At 38.7% G+C, this 21,179-nt stretch carries 19 protein-coding genes; 13 read left to right on the forward strand and 6 right to left on the reverse strand.

From position 1 onward, the window contains the following. Nucleotides 1–21: 21 nt before the first annotated feature. On the reverse strand, nucleotides 22–1,515 hold the full coding sequence (locus GSF09_RS05875) for an NAD(P)H-hydrate dehydratase (protein ID WP_159800010.1): 1,494 nt from the start codon (nucleotides 1,513–1,515) through the stop codon (nucleotides 22–24). Between the two features lie 164 nt (nucleotides 1,516–1,679). Between GSF09_RS05875 and gcvT the strand changes: the two genes are divergently transcribed. The 7 genes from gcvT (at nucleotide 1,680) to GSF09_RS05910 (ending at nucleotide 8,421) form a co-directional block, all read left to right on the forward strand. Beyond that, nucleotides 1,680–2,765: a glycine cleavage system aminomethyltransferase GcvT gene (gcvT, locus tag GSF09_RS05880; RefSeq protein WP_159800011.1), complete on the forward strand. Its 1,086-nt coding sequence runs from the start codon at nucleotides 1,680–1,682 to the stop codon at nucleotides 2,763–2,765. Nucleotides 2,766–2,767: 2 nt separating this feature from the next. Beyond that, entirely contained in the window at nucleotides 2,768–4,807 is a 2,040-nt protein-coding gene (locus tag GSF09_RS05885) for a carboxy terminal-processing peptidase (protein WP_159800012.1), read from the forward strand. Nucleotides 4,808–4,886: 79 nt separating this feature from the next. Next, the gene (locus GSF09_RS05890; RefSeq protein WP_159800013.1) at nucleotides 4,887–5,600 is read left to right on the forward strand and encodes a YebC/PmpR family DNA-binding transcriptional regulator; all 714 of its coding nucleotides are present in this window, start codon (nucleotides 4,887–4,889) and stop codon (nucleotides 5,598–5,600) included. 161 nt (nucleotides 5,601–5,761) lie between these two features. After that, nucleotides 5,762–6,283 carry an RNA polymerase sigma factor gene (locus GSF09_RS05895; protein ID WP_159800014.1) on the forward strand — a complete coding sequence of 174 codons (522 nt, stop codon included), beginning with the start codon at nucleotides 5,762–5,764 and terminating at the stop codon, nucleotides 6,281–6,283. Then, nucleotides 6,273–6,824 carry a hypothetical protein gene (locus GSF09_RS05900; protein ID WP_159800015.1) on the forward strand — a complete coding sequence of 184 codons (552 nt, stop codon included), beginning with the start codon at nucleotides 6,273–6,275 and terminating at the stop codon, nucleotides 6,822–6,824. The genes GSF09_RS05895 and GSF09_RS05900 overlap by 11 nt, the downstream gene beginning before the upstream one ends. Next, nucleotides 6,805–7,848 (forward strand): hypothetical protein, encoded by a 1,044-nt coding sequence (locus tag GSF09_RS05905; protein WP_159800016.1) that lies wholly within the window; start codon nucleotides 6,805–6,807, stop codon nucleotides 7,846–7,848. Before GSF09_RS05900 ends, GSF09_RS05905 begins: the two co-directional genes overlap by 20 nt. A gap of 66 nt (nucleotides 7,849–7,914) precedes the next feature. Next, complete coding sequence (locus GSF09_RS05910; protein ID WP_159800017.1) at nucleotides 7,915–8,421, forward strand: GIN domain-containing protein; 507 nt, start codon at nucleotides 7,915–7,917, stop codon at nucleotides 8,419–8,421. Nucleotides 8,422–8,584: 163 nt separating this feature from the next. Here the strand turns inward: GSF09_RS05910 and GSF09_RS05915 are convergent, their stop codons facing one another. Both GSF09_RS05915 and GSF09_RS05920 read right to left on the reverse strand, forming a co-directional pair. Next, on the reverse strand, nucleotides 8,585–9,625 hold the full coding sequence (locus tag GSF09_RS05915) for a PLP-dependent cysteine synthase family protein (RefSeq protein ID WP_159800018.1): 1,041 nt from the start codon (nucleotides 9,623–9,625) through the stop codon (nucleotides 8,585–8,587). A 79-nt stretch (nucleotides 9,626–9,704) separates the two neighbouring features. Next, complete coding sequence (locus GSF09_RS05920) at nucleotides 9,705–11,837, reverse strand: S9 family peptidase (RefSeq protein WP_159800019.1); 2,133 nt, start codon at nucleotides 11,835–11,837, stop codon at nucleotides 9,705–9,707. A gap of 72 nt (nucleotides 11,838–11,909) precedes the next feature. On the opposite strand from GSF09_RS05920, the gene GSF09_RS05925 reads away from it, so the two are divergent. Further along, nucleotides 11,910–12,233, forward strand: a complete 324-nt coding sequence (locus tag GSF09_RS05925) for a YbaB/EbfC family nucleoid-associated protein (protein ID WP_159800020.1) — start codon at nucleotides 11,910–11,912, stop codon at nucleotides 12,231–12,233. Nucleotides 12,234–12,383: 150 nt separating this feature from the next. On the opposite strand, the gene GSF09_RS05930 is transcribed toward GSF09_RS05925, so the two are convergent. After that, on the reverse strand, nucleotides 12,384–13,409 hold the full coding sequence (locus GSF09_RS05930) for a low specificity L-threonine aldolase (RefSeq protein ID WP_159800021.1): 1,026 nt from the start codon (nucleotides 13,407–13,409) through the stop codon (nucleotides 12,384–12,386). Between the two features lie 49 nt (nucleotides 13,410–13,458). Here GSF09_RS05930 and prfB point away from each other — a divergent pair. Both prfB and GSF09_RS05940 read left to right on the forward strand, forming a co-directional pair. Then, nucleotides 13,459–14,557 (forward strand): peptide chain release factor 2 gene (prfB, locus tag GSF09_RS05935; protein ID WP_159800022.1). Its coding sequence is split into 2 segments (ribosomal slippage): nucleotides 13,459–13,521 and nucleotides 13,523–14,557, totalling 1,098 coding nucleotides; the frame shifts between segments, so codons are not numbered across the junction. Nucleotides 14,558–14,665: 108 nt separating this feature from the next. Further along, a complete protein-coding gene (locus GSF09_RS05940; RefSeq protein WP_159800023.1) occupies nucleotides 14,666–15,880 on the forward strand; it encodes a GAF domain-containing sensor histidine kinase in 1,215 nt (404 codons plus the stop codon). Between the two features lie 72 nt (nucleotides 15,881–15,952). Here GSF09_RS05940 and GSF09_RS05945 read toward each other — a convergent pair whose 3' ends face one another. Then, complete coding sequence (locus tag GSF09_RS05945) at nucleotides 15,953–17,011, reverse strand: inorganic phosphate transporter (RefSeq protein ID WP_159800024.1); 1,059 nt, start codon at nucleotides 17,009–17,011, stop codon at nucleotides 15,953–15,955. Between the two features lie 27 nt (nucleotides 17,012–17,038). Continuing rightward, a complete protein-coding gene (locus GSF09_RS05950) occupies nucleotides 17,039–17,683 on the reverse strand; it encodes a DUF47 domain-containing protein (protein ID WP_159800025.1) in 645 nt (214 codons plus the stop codon). 199 nt (nucleotides 17,684–17,882) lie between these two features. Here GSF09_RS05950 and GSF09_RS05955 point away from each other — a divergent pair, with 199 nt between their 5' ends. From GSF09_RS05955 to GSF09_RS05965, 3 genes are all read left to right on the forward strand, one after another. After that, nucleotides 17,883–19,511: an acyl-CoA carboxylase subunit beta gene (locus GSF09_RS05955; RefSeq protein ID WP_159800026.1), complete on the forward strand. Its 1,629-nt coding sequence runs from the start codon at nucleotides 17,883–17,885 to the stop codon at nucleotides 19,509–19,511. A 94-nt stretch (nucleotides 19,512–19,605) separates the two neighbouring features. After that, nucleotides 19,606–20,508, forward strand: coding sequence for an alpha/beta hydrolase (locus tag GSF09_RS05960; protein ID WP_159800027.1), 903 nt, complete (start codon nucleotides 19,606–19,608; stop codon nucleotides 20,506–20,508). A gap of 5 nt (nucleotides 20,509–20,513) precedes the next feature. Beyond that, nucleotides 20,514–21,170, forward strand: coding sequence for a class I SAM-dependent methyltransferase (locus GSF09_RS05965; RefSeq protein WP_159800028.1), 657 nt, complete (start codon nucleotides 20,514–20,516; stop codon nucleotides 21,168–21,170). Nucleotides 21,171–21,179: the final 9 nt, after the last annotated feature.

Here is a 21,179-nt window from a genome sequence, read left to right on the forward strand (position 1 = left end):
CATTTTTGCCTCTTTTTCAATTTAAGGCATATCAGATTGTATTTTAAGATAAGCTTTACCCACGTAATTTATAATGTCTGAAGCAGTAAATGACTGTATTCCTGTTTCCGGTACTGCAATATCGGCAGCCAGCCCATGCAGGTAAACACCAAAAACCGCTGCATCCTGCGGGCTGTACCCCTGCGCCAGCAACCCTGTAATCAGGCCGGTAAGCACATCACCACTGCCACCGGTTGCAAGCGCGGCATTACCCGTTGGGTTTATGTGTACTTCATTATTATAAACAATCATTGTGCGGGCATTTTTTGCCACTAAAACAATTTTATATTCTGCTGCAAAAGCTATCATTTTGTCCAGCCTTTCATAGTCGTCCTTGCAACTGCCCAAAAGCCTTTCGAGTTCTTTAGGGTGTGGCGTTAAAATACTGCCTTCAGGTAAAAGATTCAGCCATTCTTTATTATACGAAAGTATGTTTAGGGCATCAGCATCAATCACAAGGGGTTTATCCTGTTGCTTTATAAAATTGTATAATGCCTCCTGTGTTTGCTGCTCCTGCCCCAGCCCGGGGCCTATACCTATTGCATCAGGACTAATATCAAACCCAATATTTTCAATATGCTTATTGCCGTTAGTCAGTACCATAGCTTCCGGGAAATAGGACTGCAAAGCATTATAACCGCATTCCGGTGCAAAGGCAGTTACCAGTCCGCAACCTGACTTTAAAGCCGCTTTAGCCGAAAGGCACACTGCCCCCACCTTACCATAACTCCCCCCAATAATCAAGGCATGTCCCAGCGTTCCCTTGTGTGCAAAAGCAGGTATTGGCTTATATCTTTTTACAACCTCTATACTGTCGGTTAGATAATAACTTGTTTTTACGTTATCAACAGCAGCTTTGTCCAGCCCGATATCCAGCACTACTACCTTACCTGTAAAATTATAATTTGACGGCAGGTAAAATGCCAGTTTAGCGCATTGAAATGTAAGTACCACATCAGCCTTAACAGCAAGTTCTGTCTTTTTATCAAGATACAACCCCGATGGCGTATCTACAGCTATTACAAATGCACCACTGTTATTAATTATATTGATAATATCAATAAAATCATCATTAAGCTCCCTGCTGAACCCTATGCCGAAAAGCGCATCTATAACTACTGTTTTTCCTTTTCCGAAAGAGGATATTTCATTACTATTTTGCAGTGCTATACCTTCCTTGCCCAGCCGTTCGAAATTCAAAGAAAAATCAGCCGAAGGACTACCATCACCAATAATATTAAGGAATACTACGTAATTATCATTATGCAGCAGCCGCGCCAATACCAGCCCGTCGCCTCCGTTATTGCCTTTACCGCAAAAAATATGAAATACCGTTTCCTTATCGGCAAACTTATTTTTAATCCAGAAAAATGCCTGGGTTGCAGCACGCTCCATTAACTCAGCCGAGGTTATATTTTGCTTTACAAGGGTTTGGGCATCTGCCTCCTTAAGCTGTATGGCGTTAAGTATTTTCATTTCGGGTTATTGTAGGTTTACAGTAAAGTTATTACAAAAGCTAATCAGTTTAATAAATTAACTATGTTTTGACATTCATTAATTAAAGATTATACATTAATATTATCATTAAAGTAAGTTTTTCAATAATTTAGCAACCACAAACTTTTACAAACAAACACTAAATGAAAAATACAGCGCTTACGCACATACATGAAAAGCTGGGAGCTAAAATGGTTCCGTTTGCAGGTTATAATATGCCGGTACAATATGAAGGGGTTAATGCCGAACACGAAACCGTGAGAAACGGTGTGGGCGTTTTTGATGTGTCGCACATGGGTGAATTTTTACTGACAGGGCCAAAAGCGCTTGACCTGATACAAAAAGTTACTACTAATGATGCTGCTGCCCTTACTGTGGGCAGGGCACAATACTCCTGCATGCCTAACGACAATGGTGGTATTGTGGACGACCTTATTATTTATAAAATAAAGGAAGAACAGTACCTTTTGGTAGTAAACGCAAGCAATATTGAAAAAGACTGGAACTGGATTTCATCGAAAAATGATATGGGGGTTGAAATGCGCAACCTTTCAGATGATTATTCGCTCCTTGCCATACAGGGTCCAAAGGCAGTTGAGGCGATGCAGCCGTTAACATCTTTAGATTTATCAGCAATAAAATACTATCATTTTGAAGTAGCCGATTTTGCGGGCATACCGCATGTAATTATTTCTGCAACCGGTTATACCGGAAGCGGCGGCTTTGAAATTTATGCAAAGAATGATGAAATTGAGCAGATATGGAATAAAGTGTTTGAAGCCGGGGCATCTTACGGTATAAAACCTATTGGGCTTGCCGCACGCGACACGCTAAGGCTTGAAATGGGCTTTTGCCTTTACGGGAATGATATAAACGATAGCACTTCGCCGCTTGAGGCTGGACTGGGCTGGATTACAAAATTCAGTAAGGACTTTGTAAACAGCGAAGCGCTGAAAAAGCAAAAAGAAGAAGGTGTAAAAAGAAAGCTAGTAGGCTTTGAACTAACAGAAAGGGGCATACCGCGCCATGATTATGAAATTACAGATAAGGAAGGCAATATAATAGGCATTGTAACATCAGGTACCATGTCGCCTTCGCTTAATAAGGGCATCGGGCTGGGCTATGTGCCTTCAGAATATGCGGCACCTGGCAGTGAAATTTTTATCCGCATACGGAAAAATGATGTGCCTGCCACTGTTGTTAAGCTGCCCTTTTATAAAAAACAGTAAACATGAAAAAAATTTTCGCATTTGCTTTTTTGGTGCCTATGGCACTTGCCGCACAACACGAAAAAGCATGCGGAAAATTTGCTGATATAAGCAGGCTTATACAGGAACGCCATATAAAACCTAAACCGATAGACGACAGCCTGTCGGTTTATGTTTTTAATACGGTAATGGATGAACTTGACAGTAGCCACACATTGTTTTTAAAAAGCGAGCACGACCTGCTGGCAAAACATAAAACAAGTATTGATAATTACCTTGATAACCGGGATTGCGCTTTTTTTACCGACTTTATAAGCCTGTACAGTAATGCGCTTTTGCGCTATAAAGGCTATATAGATGATATAGCCAGGGAACAAATAGGCTATAATACTAAAGACACCATCTATTTCTCTAAAAATGTTTTTCCCTACCCTGCCGGGAAAGAGAAAATAAAGTACTATTTAAGGAAGCGCATTATATATGATATACTTGAAGATGTAGCAAAACTGAGCAAGAACAAAGATTCGCTTACTGCAAATATTGATGTGTTATTTGCTAAATCAAAAAGTAAAATTATCGAGTCATATATTTGCAGGGCTGATGCGCTGATAAATCCCCCACAGGGTTTTGATAACAGCATCTATAACCTTTTCTTTTCTGCTTTTTGTTCTTATTTTGACCCCCACTCTACTTATTTTAATTATGATGAAAAGTCTTCTTTCATATCAACCATAGCTTCGGAAAATTATTCACTGGGGCTTTACATAAGCCAGAATGAAAAGGAAGAAGTTATTGTGGAAGATATTGTTCCCGGAGGCCCTGCCTATAAAACGGGTAAAGTGGATAAAGGCGACCAACTGATACAATTAAGTGTAAACAATACCGAATATATTGTTTCCTGTGCCGCAATGGAAACGGTTAACGATATTGTGTTTTCGGATTCCTATAAAAATGTTAGCCTGACACTCCGCAAAAAGGACGGAACAGTGTATAGCATCAATCTGGAAAAGACCATTATGAAAGCTGATGACCACACGGTATACAGTTTTATACTGGGTAATGAAAACCCCATAGGCTATATTAAAATACCCAGTTTTTATACTGCTATGGATAATAACAGCATAAAAGGCTGTGCTGATGATGTTGCCAAAGAAATTACCAAACTGAAAGCAGAAAATATAAACGGGCTAATAATAGACCTCCAGTTTAACGGGGGCGGCTCTATGGATGAGGTAATAAGGCTGGCAGGAATGTTTATTGATTTTGGCCCTTTGGCTATTATAGCCGATAAGTATATAACCGACAATATTATAAATGATTATAACAGGGGTATGCTTTATGATGGCCCTGTTGTAGTACTTGTAAATGGGTTTTCGGCATCGGCAAGCGAATTTTTTGCAGGTGTAATGCAGGATTACAACAGGGCTGTAATAGCAGGGAGCAATACTTTAGGGAAAGCTACAATGCAAACTATTTTGCCTTTAAATGAAGTTGACAATACTGATTTTGTAAAGGTTACAATAAGCCGTTTTTACAGGGTAAACGGACAGAGCAGCCAATACACTGGTATTATGCCCGATATAAAAATGCCGGCCCTGTTGGATAAACTACTGCCACGCGAAAGCAGTATGCCTACCGCGATAAAAAATGATAGCATCCCTGTAAAACTAAACTACAACAGGATTGAAAATAACAGCATAAAAAAGCTGGAAGCCTTGAGCAATATGCGCATTAATGATGATGAGGATTTTAAAGTAATAAACGATATAAATGAAGGGCTGGAAAAACTTTATGAAACTGATAAATCCCCGCTGCCGTTAACTTTTAATGCCGTATTTGCCGATGTACACTTAACCGATGCAATATGGGGTACCATAAACGCTGCAGCCGAAAAAGAAAATAATATTATTGTAAGGGACATAACTGCCCCTGAAAAAATATACATGCAGGACGATTTTTTAAAAAGCGTGCGCGATTATAAGATAAAATCTGTAAAAACAGACCCTTATATTAAAGAAGGCATTAATATACTGCTTGACCTTTACCGGCTTGAGCAAAGGTAACCACACCCTGCAACACGTTAAAAAATGATTTTGCAAAAACACCGAATAAGTTTATTTTTGTGCTGCAAATAAAACAATTATGGGAAGAGCGTTTGAGTTTAGAAAAGCCAGGAAAATGAAACGTTGGTCAGCCATGGCTAAAACGTTTACAAGAATAGGTAAAGATATAGTTATTGCTGTAAAGGAAGGCGGCCCTAACCCGGAAACCAATGCAAGGCTAAGGGCAGTAATTCAAAATGCCAAAGCTGCCAATATGCCCAAAGATAATGTGGAAAGGGCTATAAAAAAAGCATCGGATAAAGATACTGCAAACTATAAAGAGGTACTTTTTGAAGGCTATGCGCCACATGGCATTGCCATACTTATAGAAACTGCAACCGATAATAATAACCGCACCGTAGCCAACATACGCAGCTATTTTAATAAATGCAACGGTACACTTGGCACACAGGGTTCGGTTGAATTTATGTTTGACCATACCTGTAACTTCCGTATTCCTGCCGAAGGTCAGGATGTTGAAGAACTGGAACTGGAAATGATAGATTTTGGTGTGGAGGAGATTTTTGCCGATGAAGACGGTATAATGATGTATGCCCCTTTTGAAAGTTTTGGTGCTATACAAAAAGAATTGGAACACCGTGGTATAGAAATACTTTCTTCCGGTTTTGACAGGATTCCGCAGGTAACCAAGGAACTTACCGCCGAGCAACAGGCCGATGTGGAAAAACTTCTTGAAAAAATTGAGGAGGATGATGATGTAATGAATGTGTATCATACCATGCAGGAAGAATAATATTCTCCTGTTTATCAATAATTTAAAAAGCATCTGTTTCACAGGTGCTTTTTTGTTTTAATTTTTTTTATACAAACTGTAACAAATAGTAAACAGTAAAGTCATTATATAAAACCGGCCGGATAAACTTGAACACAGGTAGTGAAATAAATCTTTTATTAATGCAATGCAGGCAGGGAAGCCGCAACGCACAATTTGAAGTGTACAACCGCTATTATAAAGCTATGTATAACACTGCTCTGCGTATTGTAAAAGATAGCCACTGGGCCGAGGACATAATGCAGGAGTCATTTTTAAAGGCTTTTACAAAACTTGATTTATATAAAGGCGAAGTAGCTTTTGGTGCCTGGCTAAAAAAAATTGTTGTAAACCTTAGCCTTGATTATTACAAGAAAATAAGTAAAACAGCAATTGATTCTATAGATGGGCATTTGTATAAAGTTGCCGATGAAAATGACAACGAAAGTGTACTCGATTTTCAGCAGGTGCAGATACAGGAAGTAAAAAATGCCTTGCAGCAGCTAAAAGAAAATTACCGGATTGTGTTGACACTGCTATATATTGAGGGGTATGATAATGAAGAAATAAGTGAAATTTTAAAAATTACGCCCGGTAACTGCCGTACATTGATAAGCAGGGCTAAAGAAAGCCTTATAAATAAAATAAAGCAAAATGGACAATAAGGGAAATACAGACGAAATTTTTAACCGCTTTGCAGGCCAGTGGGACACAGAAGAACCGGGGCAGGGCCACGGGCAGCGTTTTCTCGCTAAGCTGGAGAGTAAAAAAAGAAAAAAGAAGGCTGTATATAAACTGTTTTACGCTTCGGCTGCGGTATTGGCAATACTGCTGGGCATATTTATAACCTATAACCCTCAGCCCGAAAAAAGCGACAGTACACAACTTGCCAAAATTTCCCCAAAGGCAAAAGAAGCTGAAGTTTACTTTGCTTCTATCATACAAAAGGAACTGGCTAAAGTAGAAAAGGAAAACAGCCCCGAAACCAAAGCTATTGTACAGGATGCATTAAAAAGGATGGAGCAACTGGAAAAGGATTATGATAAGTTAACCCTTGAGCTGATAGAAAATGGAGAAAATAAAAAAATAATACATGCCATGATCACTAATCTGCAAACCCGGATTGCTTTCCTGGAAGAGGTACTTACACAGATTGAAAACATTAAAAACATCAAAGAAAAATACAATGAAAATAACAACATTTAAATTTTTGCTGTTACTATATATAGTGCCCTGCATTGCATTTGCAGCAAAGCATACTAAAGAAAAAAAAATAAGTAAGGTATATAATGTCAGCAGTGATGCCGGCCTTGATATAACAAATAAATATGGCAATATATATGTTACTACCTGGGACGAAAATAAAACAGCCATAGATATTGTAATCAGGGTAAGTGCAAAAGATGAAAGGATTGTAGTAAAAAGGCTTAACTCTATTAACGTATTGCTTAACGCCACTAAAAGCAATGTGTCTGCTATTACCCAAATAGCCGATATGCAGATAAGGGGTAATATTACCATGGAAATAAACTATACAGTAAAAATACCTAAAAAGGGTAATATTAAACTTAGTAATGAATATGGGAATATTATTTTGGGTACAATATATGGTTCTTCCAATATCAGGTGCCAGTATGGTAGCTTTTCCGCAAATGAGCTTAACAGTAACAGCAATCTTATAAAAATAGAGTATTGTGGTGCTTCAAAAATAGATTTTGTAAAAACTGCAGATATAAAAATCAGTTATTCGGATATTTATATAGGAAACAGCTATGTGGTAAATCTTATCGCTGAATATTCGAACACTGATATTAAAAAATGTAACGAAATAAATTACAATTGTAGCTATGGTGATATTCAAATAGCCAATGGTGTTAAAGTTATTGGCAAGGGCGATTATTTAAATACTAAAATAGGCACTATAAGCAACTTAATTAATGTAACGGCAAATTATGGCAACCTGAAGGTAAACAACCGTAGTATCACTACAAAAAATATAGCAATCAATTCCAGCTACATGGGTATTGATTTTGAATTTAACCCCAACTACAATTTTGATTTTGAGTTTTCAACTCAATATGGAGGTGTAAGTGATACTTCAGGCATTCAGTACACCACAAAGCAGGAAAATGATAACCGGGGTTATTATAAAGGATATTATAAAAACAGTGGCCTAAACAAAGTTTATATTAAAACAGAATACGGACACATAAATCTCAGTAAAAATTAATAACAGACACTATGTAAATTAAAAACAATCATCAATTTATTAATCATCAATCAAAAATCAATCATCATGAAAAAATCAATCTTCTTATTGGTAGTAATCCTTAGTGCCTTTTTTGCAACAGCACAGGAAAAGAAAGTAGTAATTGGCAATGGCCATTTAACTAAAGTTACACGTAACGTGGGCGGATATAACAGCCTGCTGCTTCAAGGCCCTTTTACAGTAAAACTGGTATCGGGTAACGATACTAAAATAACTGTGGAAGCCGACAGAAATATCATAGATTTTGTAGTTACCGAAGTTAAAAACGGCGAACTGATTATTAAACCTATGGAAGGCAAACTGTTTAAAAGCAGCGGCAGCCATTTTATTACTGTAAAAGTACCATCAGGTAAGCTTAATGCTATCTCTCTACAGGGTTCAGGTAAAATAGTTTCCAAAAAACCTTTGAATAATGATGTTAAGCTTGACCTGGCCGGCTCAGGCTCAATTGAACTGGCCGCAGCAGATAATAAAGAAGCAATAGTACATACCACGAGTAACTCAGTAAAACTTGCAGGAACAGAAAATAATTAAGTCAGAAGAATTTTAAAAGAAAGGCATGGGGCGTGTTTAGACCGCTTTAGCTTTATATTCACTTCGAAAAGAAACCACCCTTATGGGTGGTTTTTTATTTATTGCGGTATATAAAAAAATAAACCCCGGCAATGCCCGGGGTTCTATATATATAATTATAATATTATTTTATAAATTCTATCTTTTGTGCAGCCTCAAGGTTAACACTGTCAAAAAAGCCCTGTTCATTCATCCACTCATCGCTGAATACTTTGCTCATGTAGCGTGAACCGTGGTCAGGGAAAATCATTACAATATTACTGTTCTCTCCAAATTCTCCGCTTTCAGCATATTGTTTAACAGCCTGTAATGCAGCACCGCTGGTATACCCCACAAACAGTCCTTCCTGCTTTGCTATCTGCCTTGCAGAATGTGCACTGTCCTCATCTGATACTTTTATAAACTTATCTATAACATCAAAATCAGTTGCAGTAGGTATAAGGTTTTTGCCAAGGCCTTCTATCCGGTAAGGATAAATTTCTTCGCTGTCAAATTCTTTGGTTTCGTGATATTTTTTAAGCACCGAGCCAAAAGCATCAACACCCAGTATTTTAATATCAGGGTTTTTCTCCTTTAAAAAACGGGCTGCGCCTGAAATAGTACCTCCTGTACCGCTGCAAGCAACAAGATGGGTAATTTTCCCATTGGTTTGTTCCCAAATTTCGGGGCCGGTGGATTTATAGTGGGCGTCTATATTTAAATCGTTAAAATACTGGTTAATATAAACAGAACCTTTAATTTCTTCATGCAGCCTTTTGGCTACGTTGTAATAAGAACGGGAATCATCGGCAGAAACGTTGGCAGGGCAAACATAAACCTTTGCACCCATTGCCCTAAGCATGTCTATTTTATCCCTTGATGATTTTGAAGTTACAGCAAGTATGCATTCATAACCTTTAATAATGCTCACCATTGCCACACTAAAACCTGTATTGCCCGAAGTTGTTTCAATAATTGTGTCGCCCGGCTTTAAAATTCCTCTTCTTTCGGCTTCTTCAATTATATAAAGTGCAATTCTGTCTTTTGTGGAATGCCCCGGATTAAAAGCTTCTACTTTAGCATAAAAATTTCCTTTTAATCCTTCTGTTACTTTATTGAGTTTTATGAGAGGGGTATTCCCAATTAACTCCAGAACATTATTATAGGCTTTTATTTCTTCTTTCATAAAAAATAAGTTAATCAAGGTAAAACCATGTGCAAAGTTTTAACCTCAAAACCTTGCAAAGCTAACAAAAAAAATTTAATTACTTTTTAATTCCTTCCAAATCTAACAAAAAACTGTACTCTTTAGCTACTTCCTTAAGAGCCTCAAAACGCCCTGAAGCACCACCGTGCCCCGCCTCCATATTAGTGTCCAGGAAAAGCAAGTTGTTATCTGTTTTTACAGCCCTTAGCCTGGCAACCCATTTGGCAGGTTCCCAGTACTGCACCTGAGAATCATGCAGCCCTGTAGTTACCAAAAGGTTAGGGTAATCCTGCGCCTTTACATTATCATAAGGCGAGTATGATTTCATATACTCATAATACTCCTTATTGTTAGGGTTACCCCATTCGTCATACTCTCCGGTAGTAAGCGGTATGCTGTCATCAAGCATGGTAGTTACCACATCAACAAAAGGAACCTGTGCTATAACACCATTATAAAGCTGTGGTGCCATATTTATAATTGCACCCATAAGCAATCCTCCCGCTGAACCTCCTTCGGCATAAAGGTGCTTTGGCGAGGTATATTTTTGCTCAATCAAGTATTTAGAGCAGTCTATAAAGTCGGTAAAAGTATTTTTCTTTTTAAGCAGTTTCCCGTTTTCATACCATTCACGGCCTAAATCTTCCCCTCCCCTTATATGGGCTATTGCATAAATAAAGCCCCTGTCCAAAAGGCTTAGCCTTACCGATGAAAAGCCATCATCCATAGAATGCCCATACGAGCCGTAAGCATATAATAGGAGTGGATTTGTGCCATCTCTTTTAATACCTTTCCTGTACACCATGGAAATGGGCACTTTGGTACCATCCTGTGCGGTGGCCCATACCCTTTTTTCCTCATAATTATTTTTATTGAATTTCCCGCCCAGCACTTCCTGCTCCTTTAAAACAGTTTTCTCGCGGGTTTTCATATTAAAATCGATAACAGAAGACGGTGTAGCCAATGACTGGTAGCTGTACCTTAATACATCAGTATCAAAATCAGGGTTTACAGATGTACCTGCTGTATATGTTTCGCTATCAAAAGGCAGGTAGTATTCATCGCTTCCATCCCACGGGCGAATCCTTATTTTGTTAAGCCCGTTACTACGCTCGCTTATTACAAGGTAATTTTTAAAAATATCAATATCTTCAAGCAAAACATCCCTCCTGTGCGGTATCAGGTCTTTCCAGTTATCCATGCCTGTTTTGCCTTCAGGGGTAACCATAAGCTTAAAATTGCTGGCTTTATCCTTATTTGTAACCACATAAAACTTATCATCGTAGTGTGATATGCCATATTCCATACCGCGCACCCTTGGCTGGAATATTTTAAATTCCCCGTCAGGCTTTTTGGCATCCAGTATCCTGTATTCGGTAGTAAGCGTGCTATGGGAGCCTATTACCAAATATTTTTTAGATTTTTCCTTATATACATAGGTTCCAAAAGTGTCATCTTCTTCAAAGTAAACCAGTTTATCATCCTCTGCAGATGTACCCAGCTTATGCTTGTAAATTTTATCGGAACGCAGCGTTACCTCATCCTTACGGGTATAAAAAAGCGTTTTGTTATCGCCCGCCCAGGTGGAACCGCCAGTTGTATTTTCGATTTTCAAAGGTAAAATTTCATTTGTTTCAAGGTTTTTAACCTGAATGGTATATTTTCTTCGTGAAACAGTATCCACACCAAAAGCTACCCATTTATTATCCTCGCTTACGTTAAGTCCGCCAAGGTTAAAGTAGGAATGTCCTTTTGCCATTTCGTTGCAATCAAACATTATTTCCTCTTTTGCGCTCAGGCTGCCTTTTTTACGTGAATATATAGGATAATCTTTCCCTTTTTCATAACGGGTTATGTAATAGTAACCATTATAAAAATAAGGTACGGAAGAATCGTCTTCCTTAATCCTGCCTTTCATCTCCTCGAAAAGATCTTCCCTGAACTTTTTAGTGTGGGCAGTCATCTTTTCATAATACTCATTCTCTTTATTAAGATATTCAATAACCTCAGGATTTTCCCTGTCATTAAGCCAGTAATAATTATCTGTACGAACATCGCCGTGCTTTTCGAGTTTATGTGGTTTTATTGCAGCTTTAGGGGGTAATACCGTTTTTAACATTTTATCTTTTGTTGTTTGTGCATTGGCTGCAAAAATAACACAAACGCTTGTGATAAGCAGGCTTTTTCTCATTCTTTTAAAAGTTGGTATATAACCATGCAATTTAATAATTTTGCAAAATATAAATCATTAAATTTTACAAAAATGTTTGGAGATATTATGGGTATGATGGGGAAAATTAAAGAAACCCAGCAAAAGATTGAAGATACCAAAAAAAGGCTTGATACAGTACTGGTAGATGAGCAAAGTAATGACGGTCTTCTTAAAGTTACACTTACAGCAAATAAGGCTATAAAATCAATCTCTGTTGATGATGCCCTGCTTGAAGATAAAGAGCAGCTGGAAGACTACCTGATACTGGTGCTTAACAAAGCCATTGAAAAAGCTACCGCCATAAATGAAGCCGAACTGGGCGCTGTTGCCAAAGAGGGCATGCCGAACATACCGGGGCTTGATATGTTTAAATAGAGTACCATTAACTAAGGGGTAAAACATATTAGTCCTGATTAACAAAAAAGTCATTACGGGCGGATAGTGGCAATTTAATAATTGCCTTAGTTGTTATCCCATCGTAATGACTATTTTTTAGTATAATAAACTTTGCCTTATCGCTATTGCCTAAAAACTAAGTTTGCTGAATGTTTCCAGTACATACTGATGCATTACTTCCTTATAGTCAAGGTGGGTAACTATACGCAGCTTGCCTTTACCTAAAGAACTGATAAATATATTCTTCTGCTTCAGCTTTTCAATAACCGAAGCTTCGCTGTATTGTGGTTTTACCGCAAAAATAAGTATATTGGTTTCTACAGGCTCAACACGTTCTACCCAGGGTAGCTGCTGTAAAAGCTCTGCTAACTGCTTAGCCCTTTTATGGTCGTTTTCCAGCCTGCCCACATTATTTTGCAGCGCATAAAGCCCTGCTGCAGCCAGATATCCTGCCTGGCGCATACCTCCGCCCAGTACCTTCCTTATGCGCAATGCTTTGTTAATATGTTGGCTGCTGCCCAAAAGCAAAGAGCCTACAGGTGCCCCCAGCCCTTTTGAAAGGCAAACGCTTATGGTATCAAACAAATCGCCAAACTGTTTTGGGTGCTGCCTTTTAGCAACAAGTGCATTCCAAAGCCTTGCGCCGTCAAGGTGGTATTTAAGGTTATGCTCCCTGCAAACCTGCCCTATTGCTGTAAGCGTTTCCATTTCATAGCAGGCACCGCCCCCTTTGTTGGTAGTATTTTCTATACATACAAGAGTTGTTAGGGGGCTGTGGTAAAAATCCGGCGGATTTACCGCCTCCTTAACCTGTGCAGCATCCATCATGCCCCGATTGCCGTCAATAAGCCTGCATGACACACCACTGTTAAATGCTGCCCCGCCCCCTTCATAATTAAAAACGTGCGCCCATTTATCACAAATAAGCTCATCCCCGGGGTTCGTGTGCAGTTTAATGGCTGCCTGGTTAGCCATTGTTCCAGAGGGAAAAAATAAAGCTGCTTCCATTCCAAATAAGTTAGCCACAGTATCCTCCAGTTCGTTTACCGTAGGGTCCTGTTTGTAAACATCATCCCCCACTTTTGCCCTGAACATATGCTGCAGCATTTCATGCGTAGGTTTGGTAACTGTGTCGCTTACTAAATTTATTTCCATATTATGAAAAGGATAGCTTATTTTTGCAAATACAAAACTACATGAATTTATGACAAATACCGAACAAATTAAAGGTATTATGGAGCGCCTTGGTGCGCTGAGGAGGTATCTTTGACATCGACAGGAAGTTAATTGAAATTACCAACGAGGAAGAAAAAACCTATGCCCCTGATTTTTGGAACAACGCCAAAGAAGCCGAACTTATTGTAAAAAACATCCGCTCCAAGAAAAAATGGGTGGAAGATTATGATAAAGCAATAAACATGGCAGAAGAGCTACAGGTTATATATGAATTTTATAAAGAGGGCGATGCTACCGAAGAGGAACTGGACAACCAGTACCAGCAGACACTTTCCCATATAGAAAACCTTGAGTTTAAAAATATGCTGAGCGATGAGGGCGACAGTATGAGTGCCGTATTGCAGATTACTGCCGGCGCCGGCGGTACAGAAAGCTGCGACTGGGCCAGCATGCTGATGCGTATGTATATAATGTGGGGCGAAAAACACGGGTATAAGGTTAAGGAACTTAATTATCAGGAAGGCGAGGTTGCCGGAATTAAAACCGTAACCCTTGAGTTTGAAGGCGACTATTCCTTTGGCTACTTAAAAGGTGAAAATGGCGTGCACAGGCTGGTGCGCATATCTCCTTTTGACAGCAACGCTAAAAGGCATACATCATTTGCCTCTGTTTATGTGTATCCATTGGCAGATGATACTATCGAAATAGAAATAAGTCCTGCAGATATTTCCTGGGAAACCATGCGTTCCAGCGGTGCTGGCGGGCAAAATGTAAATAAGGTTGAAACGGCCGTAAGGCTGCGCCACCACCCTACCGGTATTATAATTGAAAATTCGGAAACACGTTCCCAGCTTGACAATAAAACAAAGGCCATGCAATTGTTAAAATCGCAGCTTTATGAAATTGAGCTTAAAAAACGTCAGGCCATGCGGGATGAAATTGAAGCCAACAAAATGAAAATTGAGTGGGGTTCACAAATACGTAATTATGTAATGCATCCTTATAAGCTGGTAAAAGATGTGCGTACACAATATGAAACCAGTGATGTGGAAGGTGTAATGAACGGCGAAATTGATGAATTTTTAAAAGCATATTTAATGATGATGGGGCAGAAAACTGATGAATAGTTAAAAAAGCACATTTTTGTTAACAAACTTTAACACCCTATTATACAGTTTATTTAAAAAATTAAATTGTATTTTAGGGTTTTGTTTTATCACACCCGTAAACAACGAATGAGCGTAGTTCCAGATTTCCTGATCCCACACAACGAAAGTGCAAGGCTTAAAAAGCTTTATGACTATCAAATACTTGATACTCATTCGGAAGACACCTTTGATAAAATAGCAATGCTGGCTTCTCAAATATTTGAAACTCCCTTTGCTTTTGTAAATTTTGTAGATGAAGACAGGGTATTTTTAAAAGCAAATTACAGCAGTTTTCAGGGCAATTTTGCCTCCAGGGAAAAAAATCCGTGTGCCCTGGCTATATTAACTGACGATTTTACCGTATTTAATGATATTTTAAACGAGCCCTATTTAAAAGATAGTTTAGTGGCAACCTCTGCTGATGGGATAAGGTTTTATGCGGCTGCTCCATTAAAAACGCCCGAAGGCTTTTTAATAGGTACTTTGTGTGTAGCCGATACCCGCCCGCGGGAAAGTGTAAATGAAAAAGACCTGCAAATGCTAAAGGCACTATCAGAAGTAGTAATAAACAAGCTGGAAAGCAGGCTGAGGTATAAAAACCTGCTGCGTTCGCAAAACGAACTGATGAATATTACACTGCACGAAATAAAAAACCCTTTGGCATCCATAAGGCTGGCAAACGATGTTTTGCGGAAAGACCCCGAAAGGATTACCCCAATGAGCAACATGATAAAGGAGAGTGTAAACCGCATTCAAAGCAAACTGCACGACCTGCTGAAACATTCGGAAATGGAAGAAGAGCAGTTAAAGCTGAATATTGAGGAAACCGACCTAAGGGAGCTTTTGGATGTGCTGATAAAGAATTTTGAATTGCAGGCGGGCCGTAAAAGGCAGCTGATATTACTGGAATATGACAGCAGCCTTTCTCCTATACATATAGACAAAGCTAAAATTTCGGATGTTTTTCATAACCTGCTAAGCAATGCCCTTAAATATTCTTATTACGATTCTGTAATTACAATTGTTGTGAGGCAGGAAAATAGTATGGTTGTAGTAGAATTTAGGGATAACGGGCAGGGACTGGACAAATATGATATGGATAAACTGTTTATGAAGTTTGTAAAGCTAAGCTCCAGGCCTACTGGTAAGGAAACATCAAACGGGCTTGGGCTATCCATTTGTAAATCGCTTATTGAAATGCACAATGGCGAAATTTTTGCTACCAGTGAAGGCAAGGATAAAGGCACCACATTTTATGTAAAACTCCCGTTGCTCAAAAAAACTGAATTAATGGGGAATTAAAACATCGGTATACAAGATAAAAAAAGCCCTGCTTCGATAAGCAGGGCTTTTTTATGATTAATTAAATACGAATTAAAATAACCTTATAATATAGTATATAAGTGCAGCAATTACCGCTGATACAGGTATTGTAAGTATCCATGCCCAAAGCAGGCTTATGGTAACGCCCCAGCGTACAGCAGATATCCTTTTTGTAATACCCACACCTATTATAGATCCTGTAATGGTATGTGTTGTAGAAACCGGAATACCAAAATGTTCTGTAGTATAAAGGGTTATAGCTCCTGCAGTTTCTGCTGCAACACCTTCTAAAGATGTTACTTTAGTAATTTTAGAGCCCATTGTTTTTACAATTTTCCAGCCGCCGCTCATAGTACCAAGACCCATCATAAGGAAACTTGTTAACGGCACCCAGCCCCATTCGTTTATAAATGTTTTAAAAGGGTCGGCAGCATTAATAAATGCAGGGTCCTGCATTACATTAACATGATAAAAAATTACCGCAGCACCAATAATACCCATTACTTTTTGCGAATCGTTAGCCCCGTGGCCCAAACTGAATAAGGCCGAAGACACAAGCTGTAACCTCCTGAACCACTTATCAGCTTTTGCAGGGTTGGCGCGCTTGCATATATTCAAAATAAGTATGGTAATTAAATAAGCAACAAACATACCTATAAGCGGAGCCATAAAAATAAACAATACAATAGGTAATACTTTGGCATAATTAATTACCGTGTTAAGGTCGGCACCATCAACTGTAAAGGCATGCGCAATAGCTGCACCCATAAAACCGCCTATAAGTGTGTGCGATGATGATGAAGGGATACCCAGCTTCCAGGTAAGCAGGTTCCATGCTATTGCGGCAATAAGCCCTGCAAGGATAACCTCAAGAGTAATAAAGTCTTCGCTTACAGTTTTAGCTATAGTGTTACCAATTTTAAATTCACCAATAATATATTTGGATATAAAATAGGCCATGAAGTTGAAAAAAGCCGCCCACAATACAGCCTGGAAAGGCGTAAGTACCTTAGTGGCTACTATAGTGGCTATTGAGTTGGCCGCATCATGAAAACCATTTATATAATCAAAAGCAAAAGCTAAAACAATAATTATTACAAGTAACGTCATAATAAATAGTAGGGTTGAAAAGTAGGTTTATGAATGTTTTACGGCAATAGATTCCAAAACATTGGCAACCCCTTTACATTTGTCTGATGCTGTTTCCAGCGCTGCCAGCACTTCCTTATATTTAATAACGTTTAACGCATCTGTTTCGTTTTCAAAAATATCCGCAACAGCTTTATCAAATACATTATCCGATTTGCTTTCCAACTTGTTTATCCTTTTACAACAGTCAGCTATACCTTTAAGGTTCTTCATATTCTTAAGGTCGGCCACAGCAATTTGTATAAGTTGGCATGCCTCAAGGTTAATTTCAGTCATTTTCCTTATCGACTTGGTAATTTTCTCAACATGGTACAGGCGCATCCTGTTTGCCGCACCATACATATAGTCGGCCACATTATCAATAGCTGAAACAAGTGCATGAATATCTTCCCTGTCAAAAGGTGTAATAAAATTACGGCTAAGTTCAAGGTTAGTCTGGTGGGTTATACCTTCAATTATGCTTTCAAGGTTTTCCACTTCCTTAAAATATTCTTCCCTTTTGTCTTTAGGTGCATTAACTGCTTCATGAAGTTTTTCTGCCAGCAATACTAAATTTTGGGTAGCCTGTTCAAAAAGTGGGAAAAATTTCCTGTCCTTTGGTACAAGAAATTGAAAAATGCTGTTTATAGACATTGAACTGATTTTTGTTTCCGCAAAAGTACCTTCTCAATGTTAAGAAATGGTTAACTAATTATAAATAACAGGTTATGATTATTAAATAAATATTTACAGCCGTTAAAACTACACTTTTTTCATTATTTATTAAATTATCAAACGATTTCGTATTTTAGCACTGCAAAATACAAATCAATAATACACTTTCTTCAAAAATATGGATATTAACTTCAACAAGAACGAAGACCACAATAAACTTTTATTGTCAGAATTAAAACAAAAACTGGCAAAGGTAAAAATGGGTGGTGGTGAAAAAAGAATAGCCAAACTGCATGCCGAGGGTAAAATGACCGCAAGGGAGCGGATAGATTACCTGCTGGATGCCAAAAGCAACAGTATTGAAATTGGTGCTTTTGCAGGAGATGGCATGTATGCAGAACACGGGGGCTGCCCCAGCGGCGGGGTTGTAGTTAAAATAGGTTATATAAAAGGAAAGCAGTGTATTGTTGTTGCAAATGACGCTACTGTAAAAGCCGGCGCGTGGTTCCCTATTACAGGAAAGAAGAACCTGCGTGCACAGGAAATTGCTATAGAAAATAAACTCCCTATAATTTACCTGGTTGACAGTGCAGGTGTTTACCTGCCCATGCAGGACGAAATTTTCCCTGATAAAGAACACTTTGGGCGGATTTTTAGAAATAATGCCATAATGAGCAGTATGGGAATAACACAGATAGCTGCCGTAATGGGCAGTTGTGTGGCCGGTGGTGCTTACCTTCCCATTATGAGTGATGAAGCCCTGATAGTAGATAAAACAGGGAGTATATTTTTAGCAGGTAGTTACCTTGTAAAAGCTGCAATAGGTGAAAATATAGATAATGAAACCCTGGGTGGCGCAACAACACACTGCGAAATATCAGGTGTTACCGACTATAAAGCGAAAGATGATAAGGACGCACTGGACACTATAAAGAATATTGTGGACAAAATTGGTGATTATGAAAAGGCAGGGTTTAACAGAATTGCACCACAAAAACCCGCACATGAGGTAAAAGATATATATGGCATAATACCAAAATCACGTGCTGAGCAATATGATATGATGGAAGTTATTACCCGTTTGGTAGATAACAGTGAGTTTGAAGAATACAAGGCTGGCTATGGGCAAACTATTATAACAGGCTATGCCCGTATTGACGGCTGGGCTGTGGGTATAGTAGCCAACCAGCGCAAAGTAGTGAAAAGCAAAAAAGGCGAAATGCAGTTTGGCGGTGTTATATACAGCGACAGTGCCGATAAGGCAACCCGATTTATAGCCAACTGTAACCAAAAGAAAATTCCGCTGGTATTCCTACAGGATGTAACAGGCTTTATGGTAGGTTCCAAATCAGAGCATGGCGGTATTATAAAAGACGGAGCCAAAATGGTTAACGCCGTAAGTAATTCGGTAGTGCCCAAATTTACGGTAGTTGTAGGAAATTCCTATGGTGCAGGCAACTATGCCATGTGTGGCAAGGCTTATGACCCAAGGCTGATATTTGCCTGGCCAAGTGCCGAGCTTGCCGTTATGGGTGGCACACAGGCAGCCAAAGTTTTAATGCAGATTGAAGCCTCATCTTTAAAAGCAAAAGGCGAAAAAGTGGATGAAGCAAAAGAACAGGAACTTTTTAATAAAATAAAGGCCAGGTATGATGCCCAGGTTTCGCCTTACTATGCGGCTGCAAGGATTTGGACAGATGCCATAATAGATCCGCTTGATACACGCAAATGGATATCTATGGGGATTGAGGCTGCAAACCATGCCCCTATCGAAAAGCAATTTAACCTGGGTGTAATTCAGGTATAATAATTTAACTATAACTACATAAGGCCCTGAAATTTCAGGGCCTTTTCTTTTTACAACTACTTATTTTAATATCTTTATTTTTTAATTTCATACTATGAAAATATTACATGGAATTTTGCTGTTATTCCTGGCGTGTGTTAATGGCATTGCACAGGAACGCTATATAAAAATTGATAACTTCAGGTCTGATTACGTTAAAAGCCGCAATGTAGAAATATGGCTGCCACCCGGGTATTATGAAAATCCCGGAAAAAAATACCCTGTACTTTATATGCATGACGGGCAAAATGTTTTTAATAAAAAAGTTTCGGGATTTGGTGTAGCCTGGGAAGTAGACAGCACAGCAGAAAAACTGATTACTGAAAACAAGATAAAACCTGCCATTATTGTAGCTTCATGGAATACTAACGAATACAGGTATATGGAATATTTTCCTGAAAAGGCATCAGAATATTTTACCCGTGAAGACAAAGAAGCGATGCAGGGCCTTGTAAAGCTGATGAAGGTAGAATATAACTGGCTGGCAGATGAATATTTAAAGTTTATGGTTAAAGAGCTTAAACCCTATATAGATAAAAATTACCACACGCTTTCCAACAGGGAAAACACATCTGTTTGCGGCAGTTCTATGGGCGGCCTGATTTCGCTGTATGCCATTAGTGAATACCCTGAAGTTTTCGGGCAGGTAGCCTGTATATCCACCCACTGGCCGCTTTTATTTGACAACAATAACATGAGCCCGTCCGAATCTGTTCGGAAGTATATAGAGGAAAACCTGCCTTCACCAAAAACGCACCGTATATATTTTGACTATGGTACTGCCACGCTTGACCAGTATTATGAAGTACACCAGCAAAAGATTGATAGAATAATGAAAGCCAAAGGATACACAAAAGGCAAAAACTGGGTTACCAGAAAATTTGAAGGTGCGCAGCATAACGAACAATCATGGCAAAACCGTGTTGATGTAATACTTGAATTTTTATACAAAAAATAGTTTTAATGAAATTATCTGAAACCGAGCTGGAACAACTTGCACAACAGTTGCGATGCCCTGATGGAAATGAAGGGATAAAGGTTGCCGAGATGATGAACTTTACTAACAGTAACATTATCTCAAAAACTATTGACAACCTGCAGGTGAAACCTCATGATACCCTGCTGGAAATAGGCCCTGGTAATGCCAGTCATGTAAAGGATATTGTTAGTATAGTAGATTCTATAAATTATTACGGTATAGATATATCTGAAACTATGGTGGCAGAGGCCAAAAAGTTAAACATGGGAGTATCTAACGTTCTCTTTATGCTGTCTGATGGTGCAACCATACCTTTTAATGATAATTACTTCAGTAAAATTTTTACGGTAAACACTATCTACTTTTGGAATAATCCGGCACAGTATGCAAAGGAAATCTACCGGGTATTAAAACAGGGCGGAAAACTGAATATTGGTTTTATTCCGAAGAGCACTATGCAGCACATACCGTTTGCGAGGTATGGCTTTACATTATATGATACAGAAACAGTAAGTAACATTCTTAAAAATAATGGCTTTACTGACTGTACAGCTATAACCGAAACCGAACTGGTAAAAAGCAACAGCGGAGAAGATATAGAACGGGAGTTTGTTATTCTTTCAGCAATAAAAAATAAATAACACTCAGCC

The sequence above is a fragment of the Flavobacterium sp. MK4S-17 genome (genome assembly GCF_009848495.1).
Taxonomy (GTDB): domain Bacteria; phylum Bacteroidota; class Bacteroidia; order Flavobacteriales; family Flavobacteriaceae; genus Flavobacterium.